At 65.1% G+C, this 24851-nt stretch carries 16 protein-coding genes; 12 read left to right on the top strand and 4 right to left on the bottom strand.

From position 1 onward, the window contains the following. Entirely contained in the window at nucleotides 1-4845 is a 4845-nt protein-coding gene (locus tag HMI58_RS03120; protein WP_171618112.1) for an NAD-glutamate dehydrogenase, read from the top strand. Between the two features lie 12 nt (nucleotides 4846-4857). After that, nucleotides 4858-6333, top strand: a complete 1476-nt coding sequence (locus HMI58_RS03115; protein ID WP_171584117.1) for a PAS domain-containing sensor histidine kinase — start codon at nucleotides 4858-4860, stop codon at nucleotides 6331-6333. A gap of 85 nt (nucleotides 6334-6418) precedes the next feature. On the opposite strand, the gene HMI58_RS03110 is transcribed toward HMI58_RS03115, so the two are convergent. Beyond that, nucleotides 6419-6667 carry a WhiB family transcriptional regulator gene (locus HMI58_RS03110; protein ID WP_019483052.1) on the bottom strand — a complete coding sequence of 83 codons (249 nt, stop codon included), beginning with the start codon at nucleotides 6665-6667 and terminating at the stop codon, nucleotides 6419-6421. Nucleotides 6668-7010: 343 nt separating this feature from the next. On the opposite strand from HMI58_RS03110, the gene HMI58_RS03105 reads away from it, so the two are divergent. Further along, nucleotides 7011-7436, top strand: coding sequence for a hypothetical protein (locus tag HMI58_RS03105; protein ID WP_171618111.1), 426 nt, complete (start codon nucleotides 7011-7013; stop codon nucleotides 7434-7436). A 66-nt stretch (nucleotides 7437-7502) separates the two neighbouring features. Here the strand turns inward: HMI58_RS03105 and HMI58_RS03100 are convergent, their stop codons facing one another. After that, complete coding sequence (locus HMI58_RS03100; protein ID WP_171618110.1) at nucleotides 7503-11444, bottom strand: FtsK/SpoIIIE domain-containing protein; 3942 nt, start codon at nucleotides 11442-11444, stop codon at nucleotides 7503-7505. Between the two features lie 188 nt (nucleotides 11445-11632). Between HMI58_RS03100 and HMI58_RS03095 the strand changes: the two genes are divergently transcribed. The 5 genes from HMI58_RS03095 to HMI58_RS03075 are packed head-to-tail and all read left to right on the top strand — an operon-like array spanning nucleotide 11633 to nucleotide 16805. Next, nucleotides 11633-12922, top strand: coding sequence for a nucleotide sugar dehydrogenase (locus HMI58_RS03095; protein ID WP_171584122.1), 1290 nt, complete (start codon nucleotides 11633-11635; stop codon nucleotides 12920-12922). A gap of 37 nt (nucleotides 12923-12959) precedes the next feature. Next, nucleotides 12960-13556 carry an acyltransferase gene (locus HMI58_RS03090; RefSeq protein WP_171618109.1) on the top strand — a complete coding sequence of 199 codons (597 nt, stop codon included), beginning with the start codon at nucleotides 12960-12962 and terminating at the stop codon, nucleotides 13554-13556. Beyond that, a complete protein-coding gene (locus HMI58_RS03085) occupies nucleotides 13553-14653 on the top strand; it encodes a DegT/DnrJ/EryC1/StrS family aminotransferase (RefSeq protein WP_171584124.1) in 1101 nt (366 codons plus the stop codon). The genes HMI58_RS03090 and HMI58_RS03085 overlap by 4 nt, the downstream gene beginning before the upstream one ends. A 2-nt stretch (nucleotides 14654-14655) precedes the next feature. Next, a complete protein-coding gene (locus HMI58_RS03080; RefSeq protein ID WP_171618108.1) occupies nucleotides 14656-15657 on the top strand; it encodes a Gfo/Idh/MocA family oxidoreductase in 1002 nt (333 codons plus the stop codon). 2 nt (nucleotides 15658-15659) lie between these two features. Further along, nucleotides 15660-16805 carry a glycosyltransferase family 4 protein gene (locus tag HMI58_RS03075; RefSeq protein WP_171618107.1) on the top strand — a complete coding sequence of 382 codons (1146 nt, stop codon included), beginning with the start codon at nucleotides 15660-15662 and terminating at the stop codon, nucleotides 16803-16805. Here the strand turns inward: HMI58_RS03075 and wecB are convergent. Next, on the bottom strand, nucleotides 16780-17862 hold the full coding sequence (gene wecB / locus HMI58_RS03070; protein ID WP_171618106.1) for a UDP-N-acetylglucosamine 2-epimerase (non-hydrolyzing): 1083 nt from the start codon (nucleotides 17860-17862) through the stop codon (nucleotides 16780-16782). The genes HMI58_RS03075 and wecB overlap by 26 nt on opposite strands. Nucleotides 17863-18006: 144 nt before the next feature. Between wecB and glf the strand changes: the two genes are divergently transcribed. From glf to HMI58_RS03050, 4 genes are read left to right on the top strand one after another with little or no spacing between them, the layout of a single operon-like run. Further along, a complete protein-coding gene (gene glf / locus HMI58_RS03065) occupies nucleotides 18007-19194 on the top strand; it encodes a UDP-galactopyranose mutase (RefSeq protein WP_171584128.1) in 1188 nt (395 codons plus the stop codon). Then, nucleotides 19191-21191 (top strand): glycosyltransferase, encoded by a 2001-nt coding sequence (locus HMI58_RS03060; RefSeq protein ID WP_171618105.1) that lies wholly within the window; start codon nucleotides 19191-19193, stop codon nucleotides 21189-21191. Before glf ends, HMI58_RS03060 begins: the two co-directional genes overlap by 4 nt. Nucleotides 21192-21197: 6 nt before the next feature. Continuing rightward, the gene (locus HMI58_RS03055; RefSeq protein WP_171618104.1) at nucleotides 21198-22088 is read left to right on the top strand and encodes an ABC transporter permease; all 891 of its coding nucleotides are present in this window, start codon (nucleotides 21198-21200) and stop codon (nucleotides 22086-22088) included. Nucleotides 22089-22092: 4 nt separating this feature from the next. Then, the gene (locus HMI58_RS03050) at nucleotides 22093-22818 is read left to right on the top strand and encodes an ABC transporter ATP-binding protein (RefSeq protein WP_171584131.1); all 726 of its coding nucleotides are present in this window, start codon (nucleotides 22093-22095) and stop codon (nucleotides 22816-22818) included. Nucleotides 22819-22864: 46 nt separating this feature from the next. Here the strand turns inward: HMI58_RS03050 and HMI58_RS03045 are convergent, their stop codons facing one another. Continuing rightward, nucleotides 22865-24826 (bottom strand): DUF6541 family protein, encoded by a 1962-nt coding sequence (locus HMI58_RS03045; RefSeq protein WP_171618103.1) that lies wholly within the window; start codon nucleotides 24824-24826, stop codon nucleotides 22865-22867. Nucleotides 24827-24851 lie beyond the last annotated feature (25 nt).

The following is a 24851-nucleotide window of genomic DNA, read 5'->3' as shown; positions in this document are numbered from 1 at the left end:
ATGTCGTCTGGATCCAGCATCACGGACCAGTCAAGTTCTGACACTTCTACCGGAGAGTTCATTGATCACTACTATGAACATCTCGCCGAGGAGGACGCCAAGGCACACACAGCTGAAGCGCTCAAGGAGCGTGCCCTTCGGCACCGGGCACTGGCCGAGAACCGCAAGTCGGGTGAAGCTGCTGTAGACATTTTCGACCAGTCGGACGCCAGCATCGTCATGATCGTCACTGACGACATGCCCTTCCTGGTCGACTCGGTCACCGCTGAACTGGTCCGCCATCAGGTGGCGATCCGGCTCGTCATGCACCCCACATTCATCGCCACCCGCGACCGCCAGGACGCTAGCCTGCACCGGCTGCAGCGGGTGCCATCCACGGCCGGCGTCTCGAGCGGCGACACTGCCGCCCTGCCAAATGTGTCCCACCTGATCGCCGATGGGGACGTCGCGGCGCACATCGAGTCGTGGATCGCTATCGAAGTAGGGCGCATCCTCGACGACGAACGACGCCAAAAAATCATCGCGGGCCTGTTGAGCGTCCTTGGCGATGTGCGTGCCGCCGTCGAGGACTGGCCAGCCATGCGGAGCAAGGTCCGCGAGATCGCCGCTTCCCTTGACACAGTGCCGGGCGGGGAGGACATCCCGGACCTCGATCAGGCGAAGGAGTTGCTCACCTGGCTTGATGGTGGGAACTTCACCTTCCTGGGTTTCAAGGAATACGATCTGGTCACCGACGACGATGGCCAGGACGTGCTCCGGATCGCCGAGGGAGACGGGCTGGGGCTGTTGCGGCACCCAGTGGGCGGGCGCAGGGTCCAGCAATTGACCAGCGCAGGCAAGGCCAAGGCACGCGAGAAGCGGGCCCTGGTGATCACCAAGGCGAACTCGCGGTCCACTGTGCACCGCGCTGCCTACCTGGACTACATCGGCGTGAAACGCTTCGATGCGCAGGGCAATGTGAACGGCGAACGCCGCTTCATCGGCCTGTTCGCCACCAGCGCCTACACCGGTTCGGTGCGCGGGGTGCCCATCGTGCGCGACAAGGTGAACGCAGTCCTCCTGCAGTGCGGATTCCCGCGGGATTCGCACTCCGGCAAGGACCTGCTCTCCATTCTGGAAACTTACCCACGCGATGAGCTGTTCCAGATCGAGGTGCAGGACCTCATCAACACGGCGATGGGGATCCTGCGACTGCAGGAACGACGCCGGACGCGTCTGTTCCTGCGCCCCGACATCTATGGGCGTTTCATGTCCGCGCTCGTGTTCCTGCCCCGCGACCGCTACACCACCGGAGTGCGGCTGAGAATAGAACAGGAGCTGCGCCAGACGTTCAAGGCTGAGTCCATCGACTACGAGGCGAGGATCAGCGAGTCCGCCCTGGCGCGCCTGTTCTTCAGGATCAGGCTCCCCCGCGGTGTGGAAGTGGCCCAGGTCGAACCAGCCGAGCTGGAACAACGCCTGGTCGGAGCGGCCCGATCGTGGTCCGAGGGGATCGACGAAGTGGTGCGCGGCCGGTTTGACCGCCGGACCGCGGAAGAAGTCTCGGGGCTGTGGGCCGAAGCCTTTCCCGCGAGCTACCGCGTGGACTATGAGGTCGAAGACGCACTCAAGGACATCGAACGGTTCGAACGCTGCGACGCGAACTCGCCCGCCGCACCGGTCATGCACGTCTACGTCCCCGAGGGCGCCGGAGAGAACCTGGAGGAGGACGCCCGACTGAAGCTTTACCTCACCGAGCCGAAGAGCCTGAGCCAGATCCTCCCGTTCCTGCACAACCTCGGGTTGGAAGTACTTGACGAACGGCCATTCGAGATCGAGCGCTCCGACGGCCGGGAATTCTTCCTCTACGACCTCGGCCTGAAGTACCCGGCCGGCATCGATCCGATGAGCACCGGGCGTCTGCTCGAGCAGTCCTTCGCCGCGGCTGTGGCCGGGTCCTCGGAATCCGATCCCTTCGACCGGTTGGTGTTGAAAGAGAACCTGCGCTGGCGTCAGGTAGTCATCCTGCGCAGCTATGCGAAATATATGCGGCAGATGGGCAACACCAATTCGTACGGTTTCGTCGCCGACACGCTGCTCGCCAACGCGGCAGTGGCGCGCGCCCTGGTGACACTCTTCGAGGCGAGGTTCGATCCCGACCTCAGCGACGAAGACCGGACCGTTACCACTGAGAGCGCCCGCGAAGCCGTCGAGTCGGGACTTGAGCAGGTGCCCACTCTCGACGCCGACAAGGTGCTGCGCACCTTCGGCAACCTGATCGACGCCACCCTGCGGACGAACTATTTCCAGGACAAACGCCATGTGAGCTTCAAATTCGACACCTCCGCCATCGATGGCGCGCCTTACCCGCGTCCCAAGTTTGAGATCTGGGTCTACTCGCCGCAGGTGGAAGGCGTCCACCTGCGCTTCGGCAAGGTTGCCCGCGGAGGGCTGCGCTGGTCGGACCGCCGGGAAGACTTCCGGACCGAGGTACTCGGACTCGTCAAAGCCCAGACCGTGAAAAATGCTGTGATCGTTCCGACCGGTGCGAAGGGCGGTTTCTTCGCGAAGCAACTCCCCAACCCAGCGGTCGACCGCGCGGCGTGGATGGAGGAAGGCAAGTCCAGCTACCGCACCTTTATCAGGGCGCTGCTGGATATTACCGACAATCTGGTGACTGGCGACGACGGCGAGACGGTGGTTCCGCCGCCCCGCGTGGTCCGGCACGACAGCGACGACAGCTACCTGGTCGTCGCGGCCGACAAGGGCACTGCCGCGTTCTCCGACATCGCCAACGAGCTGTCGGCTGAATACGGATTCTGGCTCGGCGACGCGTTCGCCTCCGGCGGTTCGGTGGGATACGACCACAAGGCGATGGGGATCACCGCCCGCGGCGCTTGGGAATCGGTGAAACGCCACTTCAGCGAGTTCGGTATCGACACCCAGTCCGAGGAGTTCACGGTGGTCGGCGTAGGCGACATGAGCGGCGACGTGTTCGGCAACGGCATGCTGCTCTCCGAGCACATCAAACTTGTTGCCGCATTCGATCACCGGCACATCTTCCTCGATCCGGCCCCTGACGCTGCGGTTTCCTTCGCCGAGCGGTCGAGGCTGTTCGACCTGCCGCGCTCCAGCTGGGAGGACTACGACGAATCATTGATCAGTGCCGGTGGCGGGATCTACCCGCGGCAGTCGAAGACCGTGCCCATCTCGGATCAGGTGCGGTCGGTCCTGGGGCTGGACGAGGGAGTCACCACCCTGAGTCCGCCCGAGCTGCTGCGTGCCATCCTCTCCGCTCCGGTGGACCTGCTCTACAACGGCGGCATCGGTACCTATGTGAAGGCATCGAGCGAAACGCACGCCGCGGTGGGAGACAAGGCTAACGACGCCATCCGCGTGAACGGCAACCAGCTGCGTGCCCGTGTGGTGGGCGAGGGTGGAAATCTCGGGATGACTCAACGGGGCCGGATCGAGGCGGCGCTGCACGGAGTCATCCTGAACACTGACGCGATCGACAATTCGGCAGGTGTCGACTGCTCGGACCATGAGGTCAATATCAAGATCTTCGTGGACCGGTTGGTCAGAACCGGGGCCCTTCCAGCGGAGGAACGCGCCGAGTTCCTGCACTCGATGACCGATGAGGTGGGACGGCTCGTCCTGAAGGACAACGTCGACCAGAACGTTCTGCTCCTCAACGACCGGCAGCGGGTAGTGGAATGGAGCCCGAGCTTCGAACGGTTGATGGACTGGCTCGAGTCGAACGCCGACCTGAACCGCGAGCTGGAGGCGTTGCCCACCACCGAGGAGCTCAGGGCACGGGTGGAATCGGGTCAGGGACTCACCTCGCCGGAGCTGTCGGTCCTTGCGGCCTACGTCAAGATCGAGTTGACCAAGGCGCTGACGAACAGCGATCTGACAGACGATCCCTGGTTCGGCAGAACCCTTCGCGAGTACTTCCCGAAGCAGCTGGCGGAGCGTTTCGGTAGCCAGCTGGATACCCATCCGCTGCGTCGGGAGATCATCTCGACGGTGATCGCGAACGACATGATCAACATGGGCGGGATCACCTTCGCCTTCCGGGTCATGGAGGAAACCTCGGTGTCCGGCCCGGTAATAGCGCGGGCTTTTGTCGCACTTCGGGAGATTTACGATCTTGACGCGCTGGTGAACGCGCTCGGAGAGCTTCCCCCGAGTTTCCCCACCGACAGGTGGTCAGCGGTCCACCTCGACATGCGTCGCCTGCTGGACCGGGCTGTTCGCTGGTTCGTGAACAATGTGGGCCAGGGAACCACTGTGGCCGAGGACATCGAGCTGTTCAAGCCTCTGATGGATCCGCTGCGGACCCATCTGGTGGATTACGTCCGGGGCAGGGACAAGCAACGGGTCGAAGAGTGGTTTGCCCGGGCCGAGGAGTGGGGCCTGCCCGACGACATCGCCCGCCACTGGGCCGAGCAGTTTGAATCCTTCGGTCTGCTGGACATCGCACTGATCGCCCGGCAGATTGACGAACCGGTGGACCGAATCGCGCAGGTCTACTACGCCGTCTATGACAGGTTTGCCGTCGACAATCTGCTGGAGCGGATTACTACCCTCCCACGGATGGACCGGTGGCAGGCGCTCGCCAGGGCCGCCCTGCGGGACGACCTGTACTCCACCATTGCCGATATGACTGTCTCGGTCATGAAGGCCTCCTCGTCGCTGGAGCTCGCCGAGGCAGCGGAGCGTCTCGATGCCTGGGAGCAGCAGAACGCTGAAATGCTGGAGCGTGCGCGGCACATGTTCGTCGAGGTCAACCGGCTGGAGCGTGACGACATGGCTTCGCTGTCGGTGGCGCTGCGGTTGCTCCGGTCGATCGTGCGACGGTAGGCGGGAGCCAAAGTGGCAATCTTCACCGATCCGATCCGCGAGTACGCCCATTTTGGACCGGGTGATGCGGAATGGCTGCATCTGCTGGTGGGGGACTGGCAGATGGTTGCGGACCTTGCGTTCGCTGACCTTGCCCTCTGGTTTCCCCTGGAAGACGGTGGGTACGTAGCCCTTGCCCACGTGCGGCCGTCCACCTCCCACACCGTGTTCCACACCGATTTTGTCGGTGAGCGCATCAGGGCTGACCTTCTGCCGCTTGTCGACAAGGCATGGCAGAGCCAGCAGATGGAGCGTTCGGGGGACACCAATTGGACCACTGAGATGGCCATGCGGGTCGAGGCCGTGCCAATGGTGCGGAACGGGCGGACCCTCGCCGTCGTCACCTCGCATATGGACCTGTCCAGCTCCCGGATGCCCTCCCGGCTGGAGTTGACCTACCGGCAGTGCGCGCACGATCTGCTGCGGATGGGAACGCTCGGGCTGTGGCCCGATTTCGCTACTCCGACCGGTTCGCGGCGGGGCGCGCCCCGTGTCGGTGACGGTTTGATCCGGCTCGATGTTGAGGGTGTCATCCAGTATGCGAGCCCCAACGGAGTTTCGGCGTTCAGGAGGCTCGGCGATGTCGAGACGCTTGAAGGACGGTCCCTGGCGGAGGTTGCCACGTCCCTGCTCACCGACCGTCGGATGGTTGATGAGACGCTCCCTCTGGTGGTGACTGGCAGGATGCCGTGGCGGACAGAAATTGAATCCCGTGGGGTCAGCCTGTCGCTGCGTGCCATCCCGCTCCGGGACGAGAAGGACCGGTTCGGAGCGCTGGTGCTCTGCCGGGATGTTTCCGAGTTGCGCCGCAGGGAAATGGAGCTGGTATCCAAGGACGCCACCATCCGCGAAATCCACCACCGGGTGAAAAACAACCTCCAGACCGTCGCGGCGCTGTTGCGGATGCAGTCGCGCCGGATGGTGAGTGATGAGGGTAAGCAGGGTCTTGAACAGGCCATGCGGCGGGTGGGCACGATTGCGTTGGTGCACGAGACGCTGTCCCAGGGGCTTTCGCAAAGTGTCGACTTCGACGAGCTCATCGCCCGCCAGTTCCGTCTATCCGCCGAGGTTGCGTCTCCTGCCCACGTGGTGCGCACCGAGCGTGCCGGCTCCTTTGGTGAGCTGCCCAGTGACTTCGCCACACCGTTGGCGCTGGTAATCAACGAACTGGTGACCAACGCGGTGGAGCATGGACTGTCGGAGCGCACCGGCACCGTGTGGTTGCTCGCCAACCGGCGGAAGGGCGCCGACGGTGACGAGATCCTGAACGTGACGGTCGCGGACGACGGCATCGGGCTGCCGAACGGAGCCCACAAAGAGGGTCTGGGTCTGCAGATCGTCAGGACACTGGTGACGAGCGAGCTGGACGGCACCATCGAATGGTCGCCCCGGGAGGGCGGCGGCACCGCCGTGACCATTGAACTGGGACTGCACGACAACCGCTCATGACAACGGACCGCTACCCCTCGGGTAGCGGTCCGTTGTTTCCTGCAAGACTTTTGGTCCGCCAGGGACCAGGCGTCACTTACCTCTGCTAGGAGGCACGACGTGCGCGTGCTGCGCGGCGCTTGAGCGCACGACGCTCGTCCTCGCTCAATCCACCCCAGACCCCTGCATCCTGGCCCGATTCGATTGCCCACTGAAGGCAGGTGTCAACTACCTGGCAGCGGCGACAGACGCTCTTGGCTTCCTCAATTTGAAGAAGGGCAGGCCCGGTATTTCCGACCGGGAAAAACAGCTCCGGGTCCTTGTCCAGGCATGCAGCGCGACTACGCCAATCCATGTATGATCACTTTCTCCTTCGGCTGTTCGAGATTGTGAAAACATTCACGAACGGCCACATAGTAAAGGGGCCCGTACGGCCCCCGATTTCTTCTTCCTCAAGGCTGTCACGTTAAATTCGCCCAAACAAGAGGTAGCAAGCGCTTAATTGTGCAATGTGGTGAGTTATACATCACAGGAATTGTCAGAGAGGGCACGATTGGTGCCACGTGACTACTAATCGACTATGTCGGCTGATGAGTTTTCTGTCAAGAGCCGCCACCTGACGGGCGACGCGTGGGGCGGCTGAGCAAGCTGAGTAAGCTGAGCAATATGGATGACGTATATGCCGCAGGATTGCACCGATGAGTGAGACGGCAAGCCAGCAGGCTCCGGCGGCCCGTCCCGGCGGGGTCACCATTATTGCGGTATTCCTCGTGCTGGAGGCGCTGGGCTTGCTCGCTGCCGCGGGGTGGTACCTCTATGGTCTCCTCACCAGTACTCCCACCTCGCTCGGCGGGGCCATCTTCACCATGGTCTTCCTGGTGGTGATGGCACTCTGGCTCCTGGTGGTGAGCTATCACCTGGCCCGGGGATACCGGTGGACCCGGTCTGCCGCTCTGGTCTTCCAGCTGTTCGTGATTGTCATCGCCGTCCCGACCCTCTCCGCCGGAATCATCCCGGTGGGTCTGGCCCTGCTGGTTCCGGCAGCGGCAGTGCTGCTCCTGTTGTTCACCAAGCCGGTACTTGCCTACATCTCGAGGACCGGCGACAACGCAAAGGTCCTCTAGGGCCCGAATCCCTCACCGTTTTCCCCGGGACGCAGGGGTCGCATGGGCTCATCCGAGCCGGCCCGGTCAGCCTACTCGCCCGGCCTGGCCCGGGACGGCGACCTGGACCTCCCGGACCTCACCGGCGTCGAACAGGAACCCGCGGCCGGGCCGCGGCCTGGCGTCGCAATCCAGGCGCACACCAAAGAAATCGCCGTCGGACGCCTGCCGGGGCCCAAGGATCATGCCGGTCCGGCTCGACCGGGCCTCGGCGGCGAGCGGGACCTTCATGAGAATCGATGCACCGTCAGTCACCGCCAGGATCAGGCGGTACCCCTGCGCGAACAGCTGACCGAGGTGACGTTGGGTGTCCTGCGGCAGGTGATCTGCATCATCGACGAGGAGCAGCGATTCCGCCGGTGGACCGCCTGTGCCAGCCAGGAGCCGTGCCTGTCCTGCCCAGAAATCCACCGGGTCCGACCCGGGTGCGGGGCGTACACAGCTGGTCGACGATGCAGCGGCGAGCTGCTCGATCAGGGTCGAACGCCCTGAACCTGGCGGTCCAACGATCAGGAAGACCAGGCGCCTCGTCAGCGTGAGGAAGACGACGTCGGCCTCGTCACCGCCCACGCCGATCGGTATCCGGTGACTGTCGCCCGGTGCCGCGTTGAACAGTGGATTGCTCCCCTGGATAAAGGTTGGCAGCGGTGCCACCCGGAACGGTGCCCTGACCGGTGCCACCGCGGCAGCGCCTTGGGCGCGTGAGGCCTCGCGCCGACCGAGGATCACCTGTGCCACGGCTCCCTCGGGGGTGGCGATGGGTCCCTGGGCCAGGCAGCGACCCGGGACCGGCTCGGTCGGTGGCAGCTTCGGCCACGAAAAGGTGGACTCCCGGGTTGCGCCCAGCGGAAAGTACAGCCGATTGGGCAGGAGGGGAAAGAAACGCCCCGTGACAACGTCGCGGTCACCGGAGATCACCAGGGTGGTACCGGCCAGCTGACCGTCCCGCGCGAGGTCCTGCAGCAGTTCCTCCGCCCATGGCCAGCGACTGGCTCTCAGCTCTCCCATCCAGCGGCCCCACCCCGACACGACCACTGTCAGTGCGGGGTCCAGGCGCTGGTCCTGTCCCCGGCCCGATGCCGGTGCGGTGTCCCGCGACAGTCGCTCAGTGACCTCGTCGGCGAGCCTCCGGATAACGCGGGCAGCCCGGCGTGGTTCCTGGGCGCCCACATAGGCGCCTACCTGCGGGGCGGAGGCCACCCATCGAAGAGTTCCGTCGCCATCCAGGATGTACAGGTGACGGTCGGGGAGGGTCTCCACCAGGCCCGACACGACCTGGACGAGAGCGCCGGCGGTGCCCGCAACGGACTGGCCAATCAGGGCGAGGTGCGAATCATTGCCCGGGAACCACAGCAGGGGCCGCTGGGTTTGCGCTTCGGGGAGGTCAAGAAGGCCCAACACCACCGCACCTTCGGGAGCCGGTGGCATCGTCAACGCGGTCAGGACCGGGGGAAGCCCTGGCAGGACCGGAGAGTGCAGGGGGCCATACCGGAAACCCCCGGCGGCAGTGGCTACTGCGGCGATCAGTCCCGCCGGTCCCCGAGTTTCCCTTGACCGCATCCCTGCCACCGGTGACGTTGGGCGCAGGAGGGACGTGGTCCACTCGATGACCCCCGGCACCGATCCTTCGCTGTCGGGGCCTGTTGACGCGGCCTGGAACAGCCTGGCCGGGCCCGTCCCGAGCCGCAGCAGGGCGCGACCGGGGATGTTGACGGGGATGGCCGCCGCTGCCGCTGACCCGACGATGTCGTGTGATTCGAGGGGTGAGCTGACCCGGAGGGCGATGCTGGCACTCACATTGGCACGGATGTCCGGGCCGAGGGCACCCTGGGGCCGCTGCGTGGACATCACCAGGTGCACCCCGAGTGACCTGCCGACAGTGGCAAGGCGCACCAGCTCGCCGGCTGCGCCCGGTACATCCTCCAGCAGCATCCTAAACTCATCGATCACCACCACGAGCCGGGGTAGCGGCGGTCGGTGAGCCGGCCAGTCGGCGATGTCGGTGACCAGATGGGTGGCAAAGAGCTGTTCGCGTCGGCGAAGCTCCGCCAGCAATGACACCAGGGCGCGGGCCACCGACGCGGCCGAGAGATCGGTCAGCAGGCCGACCGCGTGGGGCAGGGCGGACAGGGGCCTCAGCCCGGCACCACCCTTGAAGTCGATCAGGAGAAAGTTGACCTCTGACGGGCTGTGGTTCAGGGCCACGGACAGAATCAGGGTCCGGAGCAACTCGGATTTCCCGGAACCGGTGGTGCCGGCGATCACCAGATGAGGCCCATCGGAAACCAGGTCAAACAACTGGACGCCCTCGGCGTTGCTGCCGATTGCCGCGGTCAGTCCTGGAAGCGGTCCCGCCCAGGCCTGGAGCAGCTGGTCGGGGGTGGAAGGTGCGATCCGGTCAAGGCTGATCCTGGGTGGCAGGACGGGTGGGTCACTACGCGACGGCTGTTCCCGCTCCCCGCAGACGGGCGACCTCCGGCCGCCGAGAGCGCGGGCCAGCCGTCCAAATGATTGGCCACTCACCAGATCCGGCTGGAAGTTGATGGTCCGGATACCCCTCAGCTCCGCCCCTCCACGGCCCAAAGTGACCGCTTCGCGCACCGTTCCGGCCCCGGGGGACAGCTCTCCCGGGGTGCACCCGAAGCGGAAGATCGCGGCCGCGCGCGGCACAGGATCGGCCGCCGCTGAACCGAACAGCAGAACGGGCACCTGCTCCATGGTCTCCGGGAGTGCCGCAATGTCGGCTGGGCAGGCGAGGATCACACCGGGCAGGAACCGGGCATCTCCGGGCAGATCGGCGGGTGTTCCCACACAGACCGCAGTGCCCGGCCGGTTGCAGAGCTGCAGGAGCAACGATCGAGCCATTCCCAGTAGGTCCCGCCCCGAGCCGGCGAAGCAGACCTCCGGAGGCCCGATCGCCCGGGTGCCGATCGTGAGCTCGATCAGTACCGGAACATCGTTCAGGAGCGGGCAGGTCCAGACCGCGTCGGCAGGTTTCACCACGAGATGGGCCCCCTGGGTTGCCAACCCAAGACGCACATAGACGGGAGCCGATGATGGTTCGCCCGGGGCCGGTGGGTCGCCGGTTGCAGGTGAGTACGCTGCCGCTGCCAGCCTTCCGATCTCGTCAGAGGCGGCCAGCCGTCGTCGGCGGTCCTCCCGAGCAGCATTGGCCAGGGCGGCCAGGAACGCCCTGCGCGCTCGCCGACCGGTCACCAGCGGTATCAGCGCGGCGGTGGCGGAGAGCACGCTGAATCCGAGGAAGATCCACATTCCGGTGGCCAGGGCGAGCACGACGCCGAGCACGAGGGGCAGCAGGGCCGAACCGAGCAGCAGCACACTGGCGGGGCGGGGCGCCACCGCCTGCACCTCCAGCGGATCCGCGAGGCTGGGTATCCGAGGGGTGGGTGCCACCTGGTCGAGCAGCACCAGACGGCAACAGCTGTTACCGAACCGAAGATCCGAGTCGACCGAGATTGCGGCTTCCTCGACCCGTACACCGTCAACCCAGGTGCCGTTGGCAGAGGCAACATCGTAAAGGGTGACCTGGTTCTTCTCGACGGTGAGGCGGGCGTGGTGCCGCGATACCGCAGGATCTGCCAGCACCATGTCGCAGTTGTCGCGGCCAATCGTGTAGCTGCCGCGGCGCAGCCCGATCAGCTGGCCGGCGTCCGGCCCGGTGCTGGTCACCAGCACCAGGTTTGGCAGCAGCCCGCGCCGGGTTCGCGACGGCTGCCCACCGCCTGCCACAATCACCGCGCCGTTCACCAGAGGGGCGACGCCGAGGGTCAGCGACTCCAGCGGCCGGCCAGCAACAGCGCAGGCGGCGCCAGTGTGCTGCTCAAGCAGCAGCGCCCGCAGGGCAAGGGCAGAGTCGACAATCGACGTATCAACCACCAGCTCCACGACCGTGCCCGGAGCCGGCCGAGCCACGCCCGGGGCGCCGACGAGCGAGAGGTGCAGCAGCATCGGGCCGCCTTGGGACGGGGACGGGTTGGTGCGAATGACGCTATCGGTCCTCAGGGCAGACGATCGTGGGCGCCACCGGCAATGTGGACAACCCCAGATCAGGTGTTTTTCCCTGAGTGCCTATAGGCTTGACTACTGGGTCCGGTCGGACATGTTCACTACCCGCCTCTAGAGAAGGTCATTGATTCGTGAAGATTGCTGTTATTGCGCTAGGAAAAATCGGGCTCCCGCTCGCCGTGCAGTTTGCGTCCAAAGGCCACGAGGTGGTGGGCGTGGACGTGAACGCACAGGTCGTCGAGCTGGTGAACCAGGCCACTGAGCCATTTCCCGGCGAAGCACATCTGCAGGAGATGCTTTCTGAGCTGGTTCCCGCTGGCCGGCTGCGTGCCACCACCGACTACGCTGACGCCGTCCCCGGGGCAGACGCCGTCGTGCTTGTGGTTCCCCTGTTCGTTGACAACGACGCGAAACCAGACTTCGGCTGGATGGACGCCGCAACAACCGAACTGGCCCGGCACCTGACTCCCGGCACCCTGGTGTCCTTCGAGACCACCCTCCCCGTGGGCACCACCCGGACCCGGTGGAAGCCCATGCTCGAGGAAGGCTCGGGCCTGGTCGAAGGCAAGGACTTCCACCTTGTGTTCTCGCCGGAACGGGTCCTGACCGGGCGCGTCTTCGAGGACCTCAAAAAGTATCCCAAACTCGTCGGCGGCTTGTCCGACGCCGGAGCGGCCGCCGCCATTGAGTTCTACGAAGCGGTGCTCGACTTCGATGACCGTCCCGACCTGGATCGCGGCAACGGCGTTTGGGACCTCGGCTCCGCCGAGGCATCGGAACTGGCCAAACTGGCCGAGACGACCTACCGGGACGTCAACATCGGCCTGGCCAACCAGTTCGCCCGCTTCGCCGCGACGGCCGGAATCGACATCTACCAGGTCATTGACGCATCCAACTCGCAGCCGTACAGCCACATTCACCAGCCCGGCATCGCCGTCGGCGGTCACTGCATTCCCGTGTACCCACGGCTGTACCTGTGGAACGACCCGGACGCCACGGTGGTCCGGGCTGCCCGGGAAGCCAACGCCGGGATGCCCGATTACACCATCGGCCTGCTTGAGGGCGCGTACGGCGACCTCACCGGAGCGAGGGTAGTGGTGCTCGGCGCTGCCTACCGGGGCGAGGTCAAGGAGACAGCGTTCTCGGGAGTCTTCGCAGCGGTGGACGCCTTGAAGTCGCGCGGGGCGACCGCGCTGGTCCACGATCCCATGTACACCGACGAGGAACTGCAGCGGCTCGGGTTCGATCCCTACCACCTCGGCGAGCCGGTTGACGCCGCTGTGGTGCAGGCAAACCACGCATCCTATGCCTCACTGAGCCCGGCGGACCTGCCGGGAGTCAAGGCGTTCATCGACGGGCGCCGGGTGAGCTCGGCTGAACACTGGGAAGGTGTTCTTTACCGGGTCATCGGCAAGGCCTGACATTACGGATGCCAATTCACTACGGAAGAGGGACTCGATGAGCTTCATCGCGGACGGCGCAGACGTGTCCGAACAGGCCACCCTGGGGGAGGGGACCAAGGTCTGGCACCTGGCGCAGGTACGGGAGCAAGCGGTCCTCGGCGCCAACTGCATCGTCGGCAGGGGAGCCTACATCGGCACGGGTGTGAAGATCGGTGCGAATTCCAAGATCCAGAACTACGCGCTGGTCTACGAGCCGGCGATGCTGGGGCGCGGGGTCTTCATCGGTCCCGCCGTGGTGCTCACCAATGACACCTACCCCCGGTCGGTGTCGCCCGACGGCGAACTCAAGAGCGCCCACGACTGGACGCCGGTGGGGGTCACCATCGGCGACGGCGCCTCCATCGGCGCCCGTGCGGTCTGCGTGGCACCCGTCAGCATCGGTGAGTGGGCAACCGTCGCCGCTGGCGCCGTGGTGACCAAGGATGTCCCCGCCTACTCACTGATGGTCGGGGTGCCGGCGAAGAGGATCGGCTGGGTCGGCAAGGCCGGCCACCCCCTCCGCGAGGAGGCCGGCGAATGGGTTTGCCCCGCCACCGGGGAGCGATATGTGGAATCGAATTCAACACTGAGACCAGTAGAGGTAGAGGCATGAGTAAAGGCTTTATTCCGGCAGCGAAGCCGATTGTTGGAGACGACGAGCGGGCAGCGGTTGATGCCGTCCTCCTCTCGGGGATGCTCGCCCAGGGCGCCGAGGTGGCGTCCTTTGAAAACGAGTTCTCGCAGGTGCTGCTGGACGGGCGCGCCGCGGTAGCCGTGAACTCCGGCACCTCCGGCCTGCACCTCGGTCTGCTGGCCGCTGGCGTCGGGCCCGGGGACGAGGTCATCGTGCCGTCCTTCACCTTCGCCGCGACAGCGAACTCTGTCGCGCTGACTGGCGCGACACCGGTCTTCGCCGACATCGAACTGGACCACTACTGCCTCGACATTGCCCACGTCGAGTCCCTGATCACCGAGCGCACCAAGGGCATCATGCCCGTGCACTTGTATGGACACCCGGCGAACATCGCTGCGTTCCGTACCCTTGCCGACAAGCACTCCATCGGTCTCTTCGAGGATGCTGCCCAGGCCCACGGTGCGGGGCTGGATGGCCGCAAGGTGGGTACCTTCGGTGACTTCGCAATGTTCTCCCTGTACCCCACCAAGAACATGACCTCGGGTGAGGGCGGAATGGTGTCCACCGGCGACGCGACCATCGAACGGAACCTTCGTCTGCTGCGCAACCAGGGGATGGAGAAGCAGTACGAGAACGAGCTGGTCGGGTTCAACGCCCGGATGACAAACCTTCACGCAGCGATCGGGCGTGTCCAGCTGACCAAGGTGATGGGTTGGACCGCCCAGCGGCAGGCCAACGCTGCCTTCCTCGACGCCAACCTCACCGGCGTTCGCACCCCCGTGGTCGCTTCCGGTGCCGAGCACGTCTACCACCAGTACACCGTGCGGGTTGACGGCGGCGCCGCTGAACGTGACCGTCTCGCGGCTTCCCTCAAGGAGGACTACCAGATTGGATCGGGCGTGTACTACCCGATCCCGAACCACCGCCTGCCGTCCTTCAAAAGGGAGGAAGACCTCCCCAACACCGAAATTGCGGCCCAGGAAGTGCTGTCCCTTCCAGTGCATCCTTCCCTGGACCAGGAAGATCTCGAGCGTATCGTCGCTGCGGTCAACGCACTCACGACGGCAGGAGCCTGAACATGGCGGATCTGAGGGTCGGCCTGATCGGCCTCGGCATGATGGGGCGCCACCACGCCCGGGTCATCCGGGAACTCGATGGCCTGGAACTGGTCGCGGTAGCCGACGCCTTCGGCGACCCCCACGGGGTCGCCGGTACGCTCCCGGTCTGCGGTTCGGTTGACGAACTCATCGCCCAGGGCATCGACATGGCGGTCTGTGCCGTTCCCACCGGCCTGCACGAAGAGGTTGGACTGGCGCTGGCAGCAGCCGGCATCCACACGATGGTCGAGAAGCCCATCGCCTCGACCATCGACGGCGGCCAGCGACTCGTCGACGCGTTCGAGGCAGCGAACCTGGTCGGTGCCGTCGGACATATCGAACGGTTCAACCCTGCGCTGCAGTCCCTGCGCGCGAGGATCGAGAACGGGGACCTCGGCGAGGTCTTCCAGATTGCCACCCGGCGCCAGGGTCCGTTCCCGTCCAGGATCGCCGACGTCGGCGTCGTCAAGGACCTCGGCACCCACGACATCGACCTCACCGCCTGGCTGGCCCAGTCGCCTTTCGCTTCGGTGTCCGCGCTCACCAGCACCCGCTCGGGCCGGCCCCACGAGGACATGGTGACCGCCTCCTGCCAGCTGGAGAACGGGGTCATCACCTCCCATTTGGTCAACTGGCTTTCCCCCATGAAGGAACGCCTCACCGTGGTGACCGGTGAGAAGGGGGCCTTCGTCGCTGACACGCTGACGGCTGACCTGACCTTCTTCGAGAACGGCACCATCAACACCGAGTGGGAGGCAGTCTCCAACTTCCGTGGAGTGTCGGAGGGAAACATCACCCGCCTGGCCCTGACCAAGCGTGAACCCCTGCGCTCCGAACACGAGGCGTTCCGGGATGCCGTGCTGGGACTGTCCAACAACATCGTCACCATGCGTGAGGGATTGAACACCCTGAGGGTCGCCGAGGCAATCATCGAGTCGGCCCGCGCCGGTTCCACGCTGAAGCTCACGGCGTTAAAGCACTAGGTATGCCGCTTCGAATTCTTGTTGCAACGCGCATCTATGCCCCGGAGACGGGGGCGGCGGCCTTCCGGCTGGCCGCCATGGTCAAGGCGCTTCAGGGCCGGGGTCACCACGTTACGGTCCTGACCACCTCGTCGCCCGGCGCGAAACGGTCTTCCCCATCGGTCCGGCGCTGGCCGGTGCTGCGGGACAAATCAGGCGCCGTCCGCGGCTATGTGCAGTACGCCAGTTTCGACATTCCGCTGTTCCTGAGGCTGCTCACGGCACCCGCCTTCGACTTGGTCGTGGTGGAACCCCCACCCACTACCGGCGTGGTGGTCAGGGTGGCTACGGCGCTGCGCCGTCGGCCGTTTGTCTACTTTGCCGCCGACGTCAGCTCGGTGGCTGCCGAGGGCATCGGCGTGTCCCCGGCAGTGGTGCGGGTCCTCCGGGCGATCGAACGCTGGACGCTCTCCCGGGCGCGAAGAATCCTGACCGTGTCCGAGGGCGTTTCGACGGCTGTCGCGGCCCTGGTGGGTCAGTCCGACCGGATCGTGAACGTGGGGACAGGTGTCGATACGGACCAGTTCACCAATGACGGGCCAGCAGGTCCCGACGACGGCGGCCGCTACTTTGTCTATGCCGGAACCATGTCGGAGATTCAGGGCGCCGGCGTGTTTGTTGACGCGTTCATCAGCATCGCTGCCGAGTACCCCGATGTCCGCCTGGTGATGTACGGCCAGGGGGTGGAGCTCGACGAGCTCCGTGCCCGCGCCGAAGCGGTGTCCGCGCCGATCGATTTCCGGGGCACCGTGGACGGTGACCAGATCTCCACAGCGCTCCGCGGCAGCGTCGCCGGCCTTGCCTCGGTACGTCCATCCCGCGGCTACGACTTCGCCTTCGCCACGAAGGCACTGGTCAGCCTCAGCTGTGGCACGCCGGTGATCTACGCGGGGGTGGGTCCGTTGAAAAACATTATTGCCGACGAGAACCTTGGCGTCAGTGTCGATTGGGAGCCGGCAGCAGTCGCAGCCGCGATGAGGGATGCCCTCGCCTGGCCCCAGGATGCCGCTGAACGCCAGCGAATTTCCGGCTGGGTCCAGCAGAACTACTCGTTGAGGAGCGTCGGGGCCAGGGCGGCTGAGGCTATCGAGGCTGCTGCGAGCGAGTAGCCCCGAAAGCGGTGATCGCATCGACCACTGCGGCTGCGGCAGCTCCGGTACCGTAGGGCGCAGCCGATGTCGCCTCGGGCTGGGGACGCTGGACGACGTCGGCGAGAGTGTCAAGGTGCTCTGACACCAGGACATTCCACCCCAGTTCAACTGTTTCCACCCACTCCGTCTCCGGGCGGATCGTGGTGCACGGCACCCGCAGGAGGAACGCTTCCTTCTGCAGGCCTCCCGAGTCGGTGATTACGCCCGCACTGTTCATCACGGCGTTGATCAACCCAGGGTAGGCCAGTGGCGGGCCCACGCGGATGGCGCCGGTCTCCAGTTCGATGCCGTGGCTGGCAGCCAGATCCACCAGGCGGGGGTGGGCGAGCAGGAGCACCGGCCTGTCCAGCTGGGACAGGGACGAGACGATCTGCTGGAGCCGTGACAGATCATCGGTGTTGTCCGGGCGGTGGATGGTGCTCACGTAGTAGCCACCGGACACCAGCCCTGCGGGCAGCGGCTCGTCCCGCGCCTGGAGGGACTCACGGGTTTTGTAGAGGACGTCAGTCATCACGTCGCCGACGAGCACACTCTTGTCCGCCAGCCCCTCGGTGGCCAGATGGGTCATCGCGACATCGGTGGGTGCCAGCAGAAGGTCCGACGCGTGGTCGGTAAGCACCCGGTTGTGTTCCTCGGGCATCCGGCGGTTGAAGGAGCGCAGGCCGGCTTCCAGATGGGCCACCGGGATGTGCAGCTTCACGGCGGCCAGCGCCGCGGCAAGGGTGGAGTTCGTGTCGCCGTAGACCAGCACCAGGTCGGGCCGCTCCTGCTCGAAGATCTCTTCCAGCCCGGCGAGCATCGCGCCGGTCTGCTTGCCGTGCTTGCCCGAGCCGACGCCGAGGTTGTAGTCGGGGGCCGGAATGGCAAGGTCCTGGAAGAACACGTCCGACATCAGAGAGTCGTAATGCTGGCCGGTGTGGACGATCAGGTGTTCGGCACGGCCTTTCATGGCTGCCGCGATCGGCGCGAGCTTCACAAACTGTGGGCGTGCGCCAACGACGCTGAGGATTCGCATGCGTTCCACTTTAGCTGTTGCCCCGGACCCCCAAATACAAGCCGCGCCCCGATTCTCCGGTAATCTTGTGCAGGCAGAGCGCTGAGTAGCCAGCGCAGTCCCCACCATGTAGCTGGCGCAGCCCCCAACAATTCAGGAGTGTTTGTGAACGTTGACCTCGTTGTCGTAGGGTCGGGCTTTTTCGGCCTGACCATCGCTGAACGGGCGGCCACCGAGCTCGGCCTGAAGGTGGCTGTGCTGGACCGGCGGCACCATATTGGCGGTAATGCCTACAGCGAGAAGGAAGCGCAAACCGGGATCGAGGTGCACCGTTACGGAGCGCACCTGTTCCACACCTCCAACGAGCGGGTCTGGGACTACGTGAGCCGGTTCACCGAGTTCACCAACTACGTCCACAAGGTGTACTCCAGCCACAAGGGCGAGGTTTACCCGATGCCCATCAACCTGGGCACCATCAACCAGTTCTTCAGGTCCTCCTACGGTCCCGCCGACGCCCGTGCACTGATCCAGGAGCAGGCGGGGGAGCTGGCCGGAACGGATCCACAGAACCTCAACGACAAGGGCATCCAGCTCATTGGGCGGCCACTCTACGAGGCGTTCATCAAGCACTACACCGGGAAGCAGTGGCAGACCGATCCGCGTGACCTGCCCGCGGAGATCATTTCCCGGCTCCCCGTCCGGTACACCTACGACAACCGGTACTTCAACGACAAGTACGAGGGCCTGCCGGTGGACGGTTACACGGCCTGGATCGAGCGGATGGCCGACCACCCGAACATTACCGTGCAGTTGAACACCGACTTCTTCGACGACAACCACGAATTCTCCCGCGCAGCGACCCTGGGCCAGGTGCCGGTCGTCTACACCGGTCCCGTTGACCGGTACTTTGACTACGCCGAAGGGGACCTCTCCTGGCGCACCATCGACCTGGAGGAGGAAGTCCTCCCGGTGGAGGACTTCCAGGGCTGTTCGGTGATGAACTACCCCGACGAGGACGTTGCCTACACCCGGATCCACGAGTTCCGCCACTTCCACCCCGAGCGGGACTACACGAAGGACGCCACGGTGATCATGCGTGAGTTCTCCCGGTTCGCCCAGAAGGAAGACGAGCCCTACTACCCGGTCAACACCAGCGAAGACCGCGCCAAGCTGAGCGCCTACCGCGACCTGGCCAAGGGCGAGAAGTCGGTGCTCTTCGGGGGCCGCCTCGGCACGTACAAGTACCTCGACATGCACATGGCTATCGGCTCGGCGCTGTCCATGTACGACAACAAACTCAAGCCGCACTTCACTGCTGGCGCCAAGCTCGAAAGCGGAGGAGTCGACGCATGAGCGATACCGTCACCACTACCCCCGAAACCTCAGCGGAGGCCACGCCCTGGCAGACCCTCCAGCGGGTTGTCCTGCCCAACCTGAGCGACCTCGATACGGCGCCGCTTTACATGGACACCGGCAGCGCCCTGAGCGTGCAGCTGAACACCATGGACGGCAGCGTGTCCACCCAGGGTGGTGGGCAGGCGCGCAGCAGCGACGGCAAGGAAATCCACGCCGAGGACTTCAAGTCCCGCCGCTCCACGTTGGTCAGGGCGGGGGAGCGCGTCTCCTTCGGCACCTACTTCAACGCGTTCCCAGCGAGCTACTGGCGCCGGTGGACCACCATCCAGTCGGTCCGGCTGAGCGTGAAGACCAGTGGCACCGGCGGGGTCAGCGTCTACAAGTCGAACGCCCGCGGCTCCCTGCAGCATGTGGAGACGAAGCGGGTCACCGATACCGCGGTCACCACCTTTGACCTGACCCTGGCGCCGTTTGGCGACGGCGGTTGGTATTGGTTCGATCTCGTGGCCGGATCCGGGTCCCTCGTGCTGGACGAGGCCGAGTGGCAGGCACCCCATGCTGGCGGCACCCATGGCTCGATCACGCTTGAGATCACCACCCTGAACAAGCCCGACTTTTGCCTGAACAACCTTTCCATCCTGGCGGACCACCCCGAATCTCTCGCCCCGCTCAAGGAAATTCTGGTGGTGGACCAGGGAACGCAGAAGGTGGCGGACCAGCCCGGTTTCGCCGAGGTGGAAGCCGCGCTGCAGGGCAAGTTGCGGATCATCAACCAGGCAAACCTGGGTGGCTCGGGCGGGTTCGCCCGCGGCATGTATGAGGCCGTCGAGAACGGGAGCGACTACGCGTTGCTGCTGGACGACGACGTCGTCATCGAACCCGAGAGCATCGCCCGGCTGCTGACCTTCGCCGATCACTGCAAGACCCCGACGATCGTCGGCGGCCACATGTTTGACCTCTACAACCGGACCGTGCTGCACACCTTCGGTGAGACGGTGAACCCGTGGCGTTTCCAGCCCGACCAGCCCGTCGAGGGCCAGGTCCTCGGTCACGACTTCGTCCGGTCGAACCTCCGCCACACCCCCTGGCTGCACCGCCGGGTGGATGTCGATTACAACGGTTGGTGGATGTGCCTGATCCCCACCGCCGTCATCCGTGACATCGGTCTGTCGCTGCCCGTGTTCATCAAGTGGGACGACGCCGAATACGGCCTGCGCGCGAAGGCCGCCGGCTACCCGACGGTCTCCATGCCGGGATCGGCGGTCTGGCACGTGTCCTGGATCGACAAGGATGACCTGGTGGGCTGGCAGGCGTACTTCCACACCCGGAACCGGATGATCGCAGCGCTGATCCACAGCCCCTACGAGCACGGCGGCCGAGTGGTCAGGGAGTCCGGCTACATGGACATCAAGCACCTGATCTCCATGCAGTACTTCACTGCACGCGGCCGGATCATGGCGTTGCAGGACATCCTGAAGGGCCCCGAGTCACTTCACGAGGTGCTGCCCACGAAGCTGCCCGATATCCGGGCCATGGTCAAGGAGTTCCCCGACTCCCAGTTCAAGACCGACCCCGACGCGTTCCCCGCTGCGCGGATGGACAAGCCACCCCGCCAGGGGCAGGGATTCCGGGCGCCGTCCTACGCCACCCTGGTGCCGTGGGCGGCCAAGACCCTGGTCCGGCAGCTGAGCAAACCGGTGCAGGATTCCAGCCGGGAACGCCCCCAGGCCGTCGTCGCCCACCAGGACAACAAGTGGTGGCGGATGTCCCAGTACGACAGCGCTGTGGTCTCCAACGCCGAGGGCAGCGGTGCGTCGTGGTACCAGCGCGACCCCAGGAAGCTGCGCTCAATGCTCACCGAGGCCGGTCGACTGAACGCCGAGATCCTCCGGAACTGGCCACAGCTCAGCGCCCGGTACAAGGCCGCGGCCGCAGAGATCAGTTCTTTCGAAGCCTGGAAGAAAACCTTCGAGGCCCACTCCGAGAAGAGCTGATAACGGTTGAGCACCAGCGAACTCACCACGCCCGGTCTGGGTGGCGGTCTCCGCGACGTCCTGCGCTCCCGCTTCCTGCTGAAGCTGCTGGTCGCCAAGGAACTTAAGGTCAGGTATCGCGGCTCGGTCCTGGGGATCCTCTGGTCCTATGTGAAGCCGGGTGTGCAGTTCTTCGTGTTCTGGTTTGCCCTCGGGGTCTTCCTGCAGATGAACCGGAACACCGAGAACTACGCCATCTATCTGTTCTCGGGCATTGTGCTGATCAACTTCTTCAACGAGGCTCTGGGCAACGCGTCCCGTTCAGTGGTCGGCAACGGGGGGCTGATCAAAAAGATCTACCTTCCCCGGGAGCTGTTCCCCGTGGCGTCCGTCTGGGTGTCAGCGGTGCACTTCCTGCCGCAGCTGCTGGTCCTGCTGGTGGCCTGTCTATTCGCCGGCTGGACCCCTGGGGTGTTCCAGATCTTCGCCGCAGTGGCCGGGTTTACGATCGTGGCATTGCTCGCGACCGGCCTGGGACTGTTCTTCGGCGCGGCGAACGTATATTTCAGGGACAGCGAGAACTTCGTGGACATGCTGTTGATGATTGCCACTTGGGCGTCGCCGGTGCTTTACACCTGGATCATGGTGCGGGACGGACTGGCGACGGTGTTCTCCGCCGGAACTGCCTCGGTGCTGCTCGTGATCTACCAGGCCAACCCGCTCACGATCGCGGTGGAGCTGTTCCACTTCGCCTTCTGGCTCCCGACCACCTCCGAGATTACCGATCCCATGATCGCCGCCCCGCCCAATCTGCTCGACATGTGGCTCCCGATTGGGTTGGCAACCGCACTGCTGGTGACCATCCTGGGCCAGTGGACCTTCCGGCGGCTCGAGGGCCGCTTCGCCCAGGAGCTGTGACCCCGTGACCACCGCCATTGAAGTACGTGGTATTTCCAAGCAGTTTGTGCTGCGCCACACCCGGTCCATCAAGGAGGCGTTCGTCTGGCTGGTCAAGGGCCGGAAGGGTGACCTGTCGCAGAAATTCCACGCCCTCGACAACGTTTCGCTCGACGTCCGCCAGGGCGAGTCAGTTGCCCTGCTGGGGCTCAACGGCTCCGGAAAGTCGACCCTGCTCAAGCACATCTCCGGTGTCATGCTGCCGGACAGCGGCACCGTGCGCACCCGCGGCCGGGTCGCCGGGCTGATCGAGGTGGGGGCGGGATTCCACCCGGACCTCAGCGGCCGGGACAACGTCTACCTCAACGGCGCCATTCTTGGCATGACCGAACAGCAGATCGATGACCTCTTCGACTCGATTGTCGACTTCTCGGAGATCGGACAGTTCATCGACACCGAGGTGAAGTTCTATTCCTCGGGCATGTACCTGCGCCTCGCGTTCTCGGTGGCTGTGCACACCAACCCGGAGGTGTTTCTGGTTGATGAGATTCTCGCCGTCGGGGACGAGCCCTTCCAGAAGAAGTGCATCGCCAAGATCATGGAACTCGCTGCGGCGGGGAAGACCCTCGTGGTCGTCAGCCACGACCTGGACCTGGTGGCCCAGGTCTGCGAACGCGGCGTGCTCCTCGAGCACGGGCGGATTGTCATGGACGCACCGGTCGACGAAGTGGTGTCCAGGATGCGCAGCTAGCGCACTGGGCACACCGCGCCGGCGGGGTCTCTCTACGTTACCGCGGCTAGCGGCAGGCTGTGACTTCGTAGAGCCGTGCCTGGCCTTCCCTGTCGATTAGCTCGATCCCCGGAGCTGTCGCGAGGTTATCGAAGCCCCGATAGGGCTGGGACCCGCCGTGCAGTTCCTGGTCTCCGAAGTCCAGGACGTAGAAAGCATCCAGTTCCTGCACCGCGCGGCAGACGTCGGGGGACGTCGCTGCCTCATCGATCCGGTCCATCAGGAGTAGGTCGTCGTCGGCCACCCGGCTGGACGCGTGCGTCAGCAGCACGTCCCTCCCGCCGAGGGCGTACGCGAGGGATGCACCCGTCCACGGGTTCCCGACGACGACGGCGCCCTCGGGCACCGACTGATCCAGCCGATCCAGCAGGGCCAGCTCGTCGCTGGTGAGTAGTGCCGAAGACCGGTCCAGGACGTACTCCGCGCGTGCCTTGGCCTCGGCGTTGTCGACCGACTTGCCCTGCCCCAGAAGTCCGACGATCGTGCAGCCGGCGATAATGATCACCCAGGTGGCGGCATTCTGGTACCGGCGGTTGGCGGTACGGCGGACGAACGCGGTGAGCATGGCGGTCCCTCCGAGCACAGCGAGCGGTAGGGCTGCGACCGGGAGCAGCGCCGCCAGGCGGTTGCTGTCGTTGTACCAGAGCCCGGTGAAGAAGTGGCGGACTTCGCCGATTTCTGTGCTGGCCACGTTCACATACAGCAGTGCGCTGGCTGTGAAGATTCCGAGCACCCACCAATAGCGCCGGGCGTTGATGGTGACTGCCAGACCGACCAGGGTCAGCACCAGCAGAATCCAGCTGATCCCGCTGCGCATAGGGGCGACAGCCAGGGCCTCGCCGACCGCGTGGGTGGGACTGAGGAACGGCTCCCAGAGCGAGTTCTGCAGGGAGGGCCTGAAGGAGATCCAGAAGTAGTAGGTGAACCCGAGATAACCCAGAAACATGGCGGGCGCCGCGAGATGGCGGTACCAGGGTGCACCCCGGCGGACCAGATACCTGGTGGTGCGCCACAGCACGAGGGCGGCCAACGGCACCACGAACAGGAACAGGGCGATCATGGTACTTGGGTGGGACAGGGCGATGGCGGGCAGCACCGCCAGCAGGCCGAGCCCGGCCAGCACCCTGCCGTTCAGGGGGTCCTGAACCACTCCCAGCATGGTCCCGGCCAGTCCGACGCCAATGGGAAGCAGTGCAATGGAGAGCAGATAGGGGTACAGGACGCCGAAGTCCACCATCAGGTAGGGAAAGGTCGGGTAAGCAGCCGCCAGGGCGCCGGTCAGCAGGATCGGGAGAGGCTTTTCGCCAGCGATCCGGGTGACCATGAACAGGGCGGACAACGGCCACACGAACGCGGCGATCGCAATGTTTGCCGCGTTGACGGCGACCGCAATGGGGGCCCCCGTGGTGAGCGACACCAGGGTGACGAGGTCGTGCCACGCGGCAGGGTAGAAGCTCAGTCCGGTGCCGTCATTGGTCAGGTTGCCCAGCGTCAGGGATGATCCGGATCCGGTGTCCAGGATGTACTGCAGGGAGTTCAGGTGGAAGATGTTGTCGTAGGTCTGCGAGATGTTCTCGGGGCTGATGAACATCTGGGCAAACCGGACACCGATGATCAGTGCGGGGACGGCGACGGCGACCGTGCACAGCGCTCCGGTCAGCAGGCCCGCCCGGGTCGGCCGGTGCAGCAGCACCAGCGGTTCACCGCGGGATCGCAGCCAGAGGAAGCGGGCCAGGAGCCCTCCGCCTGCCGTCAGTACTGTCATGCCTACCAGCACCGCCGGTGACCAGGGGATGGAGAGGAAGGGCGCGATCATGGCCCCGACAGACGCCAGCGTCACCGAAATGGGTGCGGCGAGGGCGACCGACGTCAGCCCGCGGGTTCCGCAGGCCCTGGCCACCAGGAATCCGGGCACCATCAGAATGACCAGAGTCATCAGGATGACCGGCGCTGCCTGCCACCAACTCATCGACACTTCACCTTTTCTTGGGTCA

The organism is Arthrobacter sp. 147(2020), from assembly GCF_013116715.1.
Classification (GTDB): domain Bacteria; phylum Actinomycetota; class Actinomycetes; order Actinomycetales; family Micrococcaceae; genus Arthrobacter_D.
Note: the sequence above shows the minus strand (reverse complement) of the source record. Positions and strands in the feature narration are given on the sequence as shown.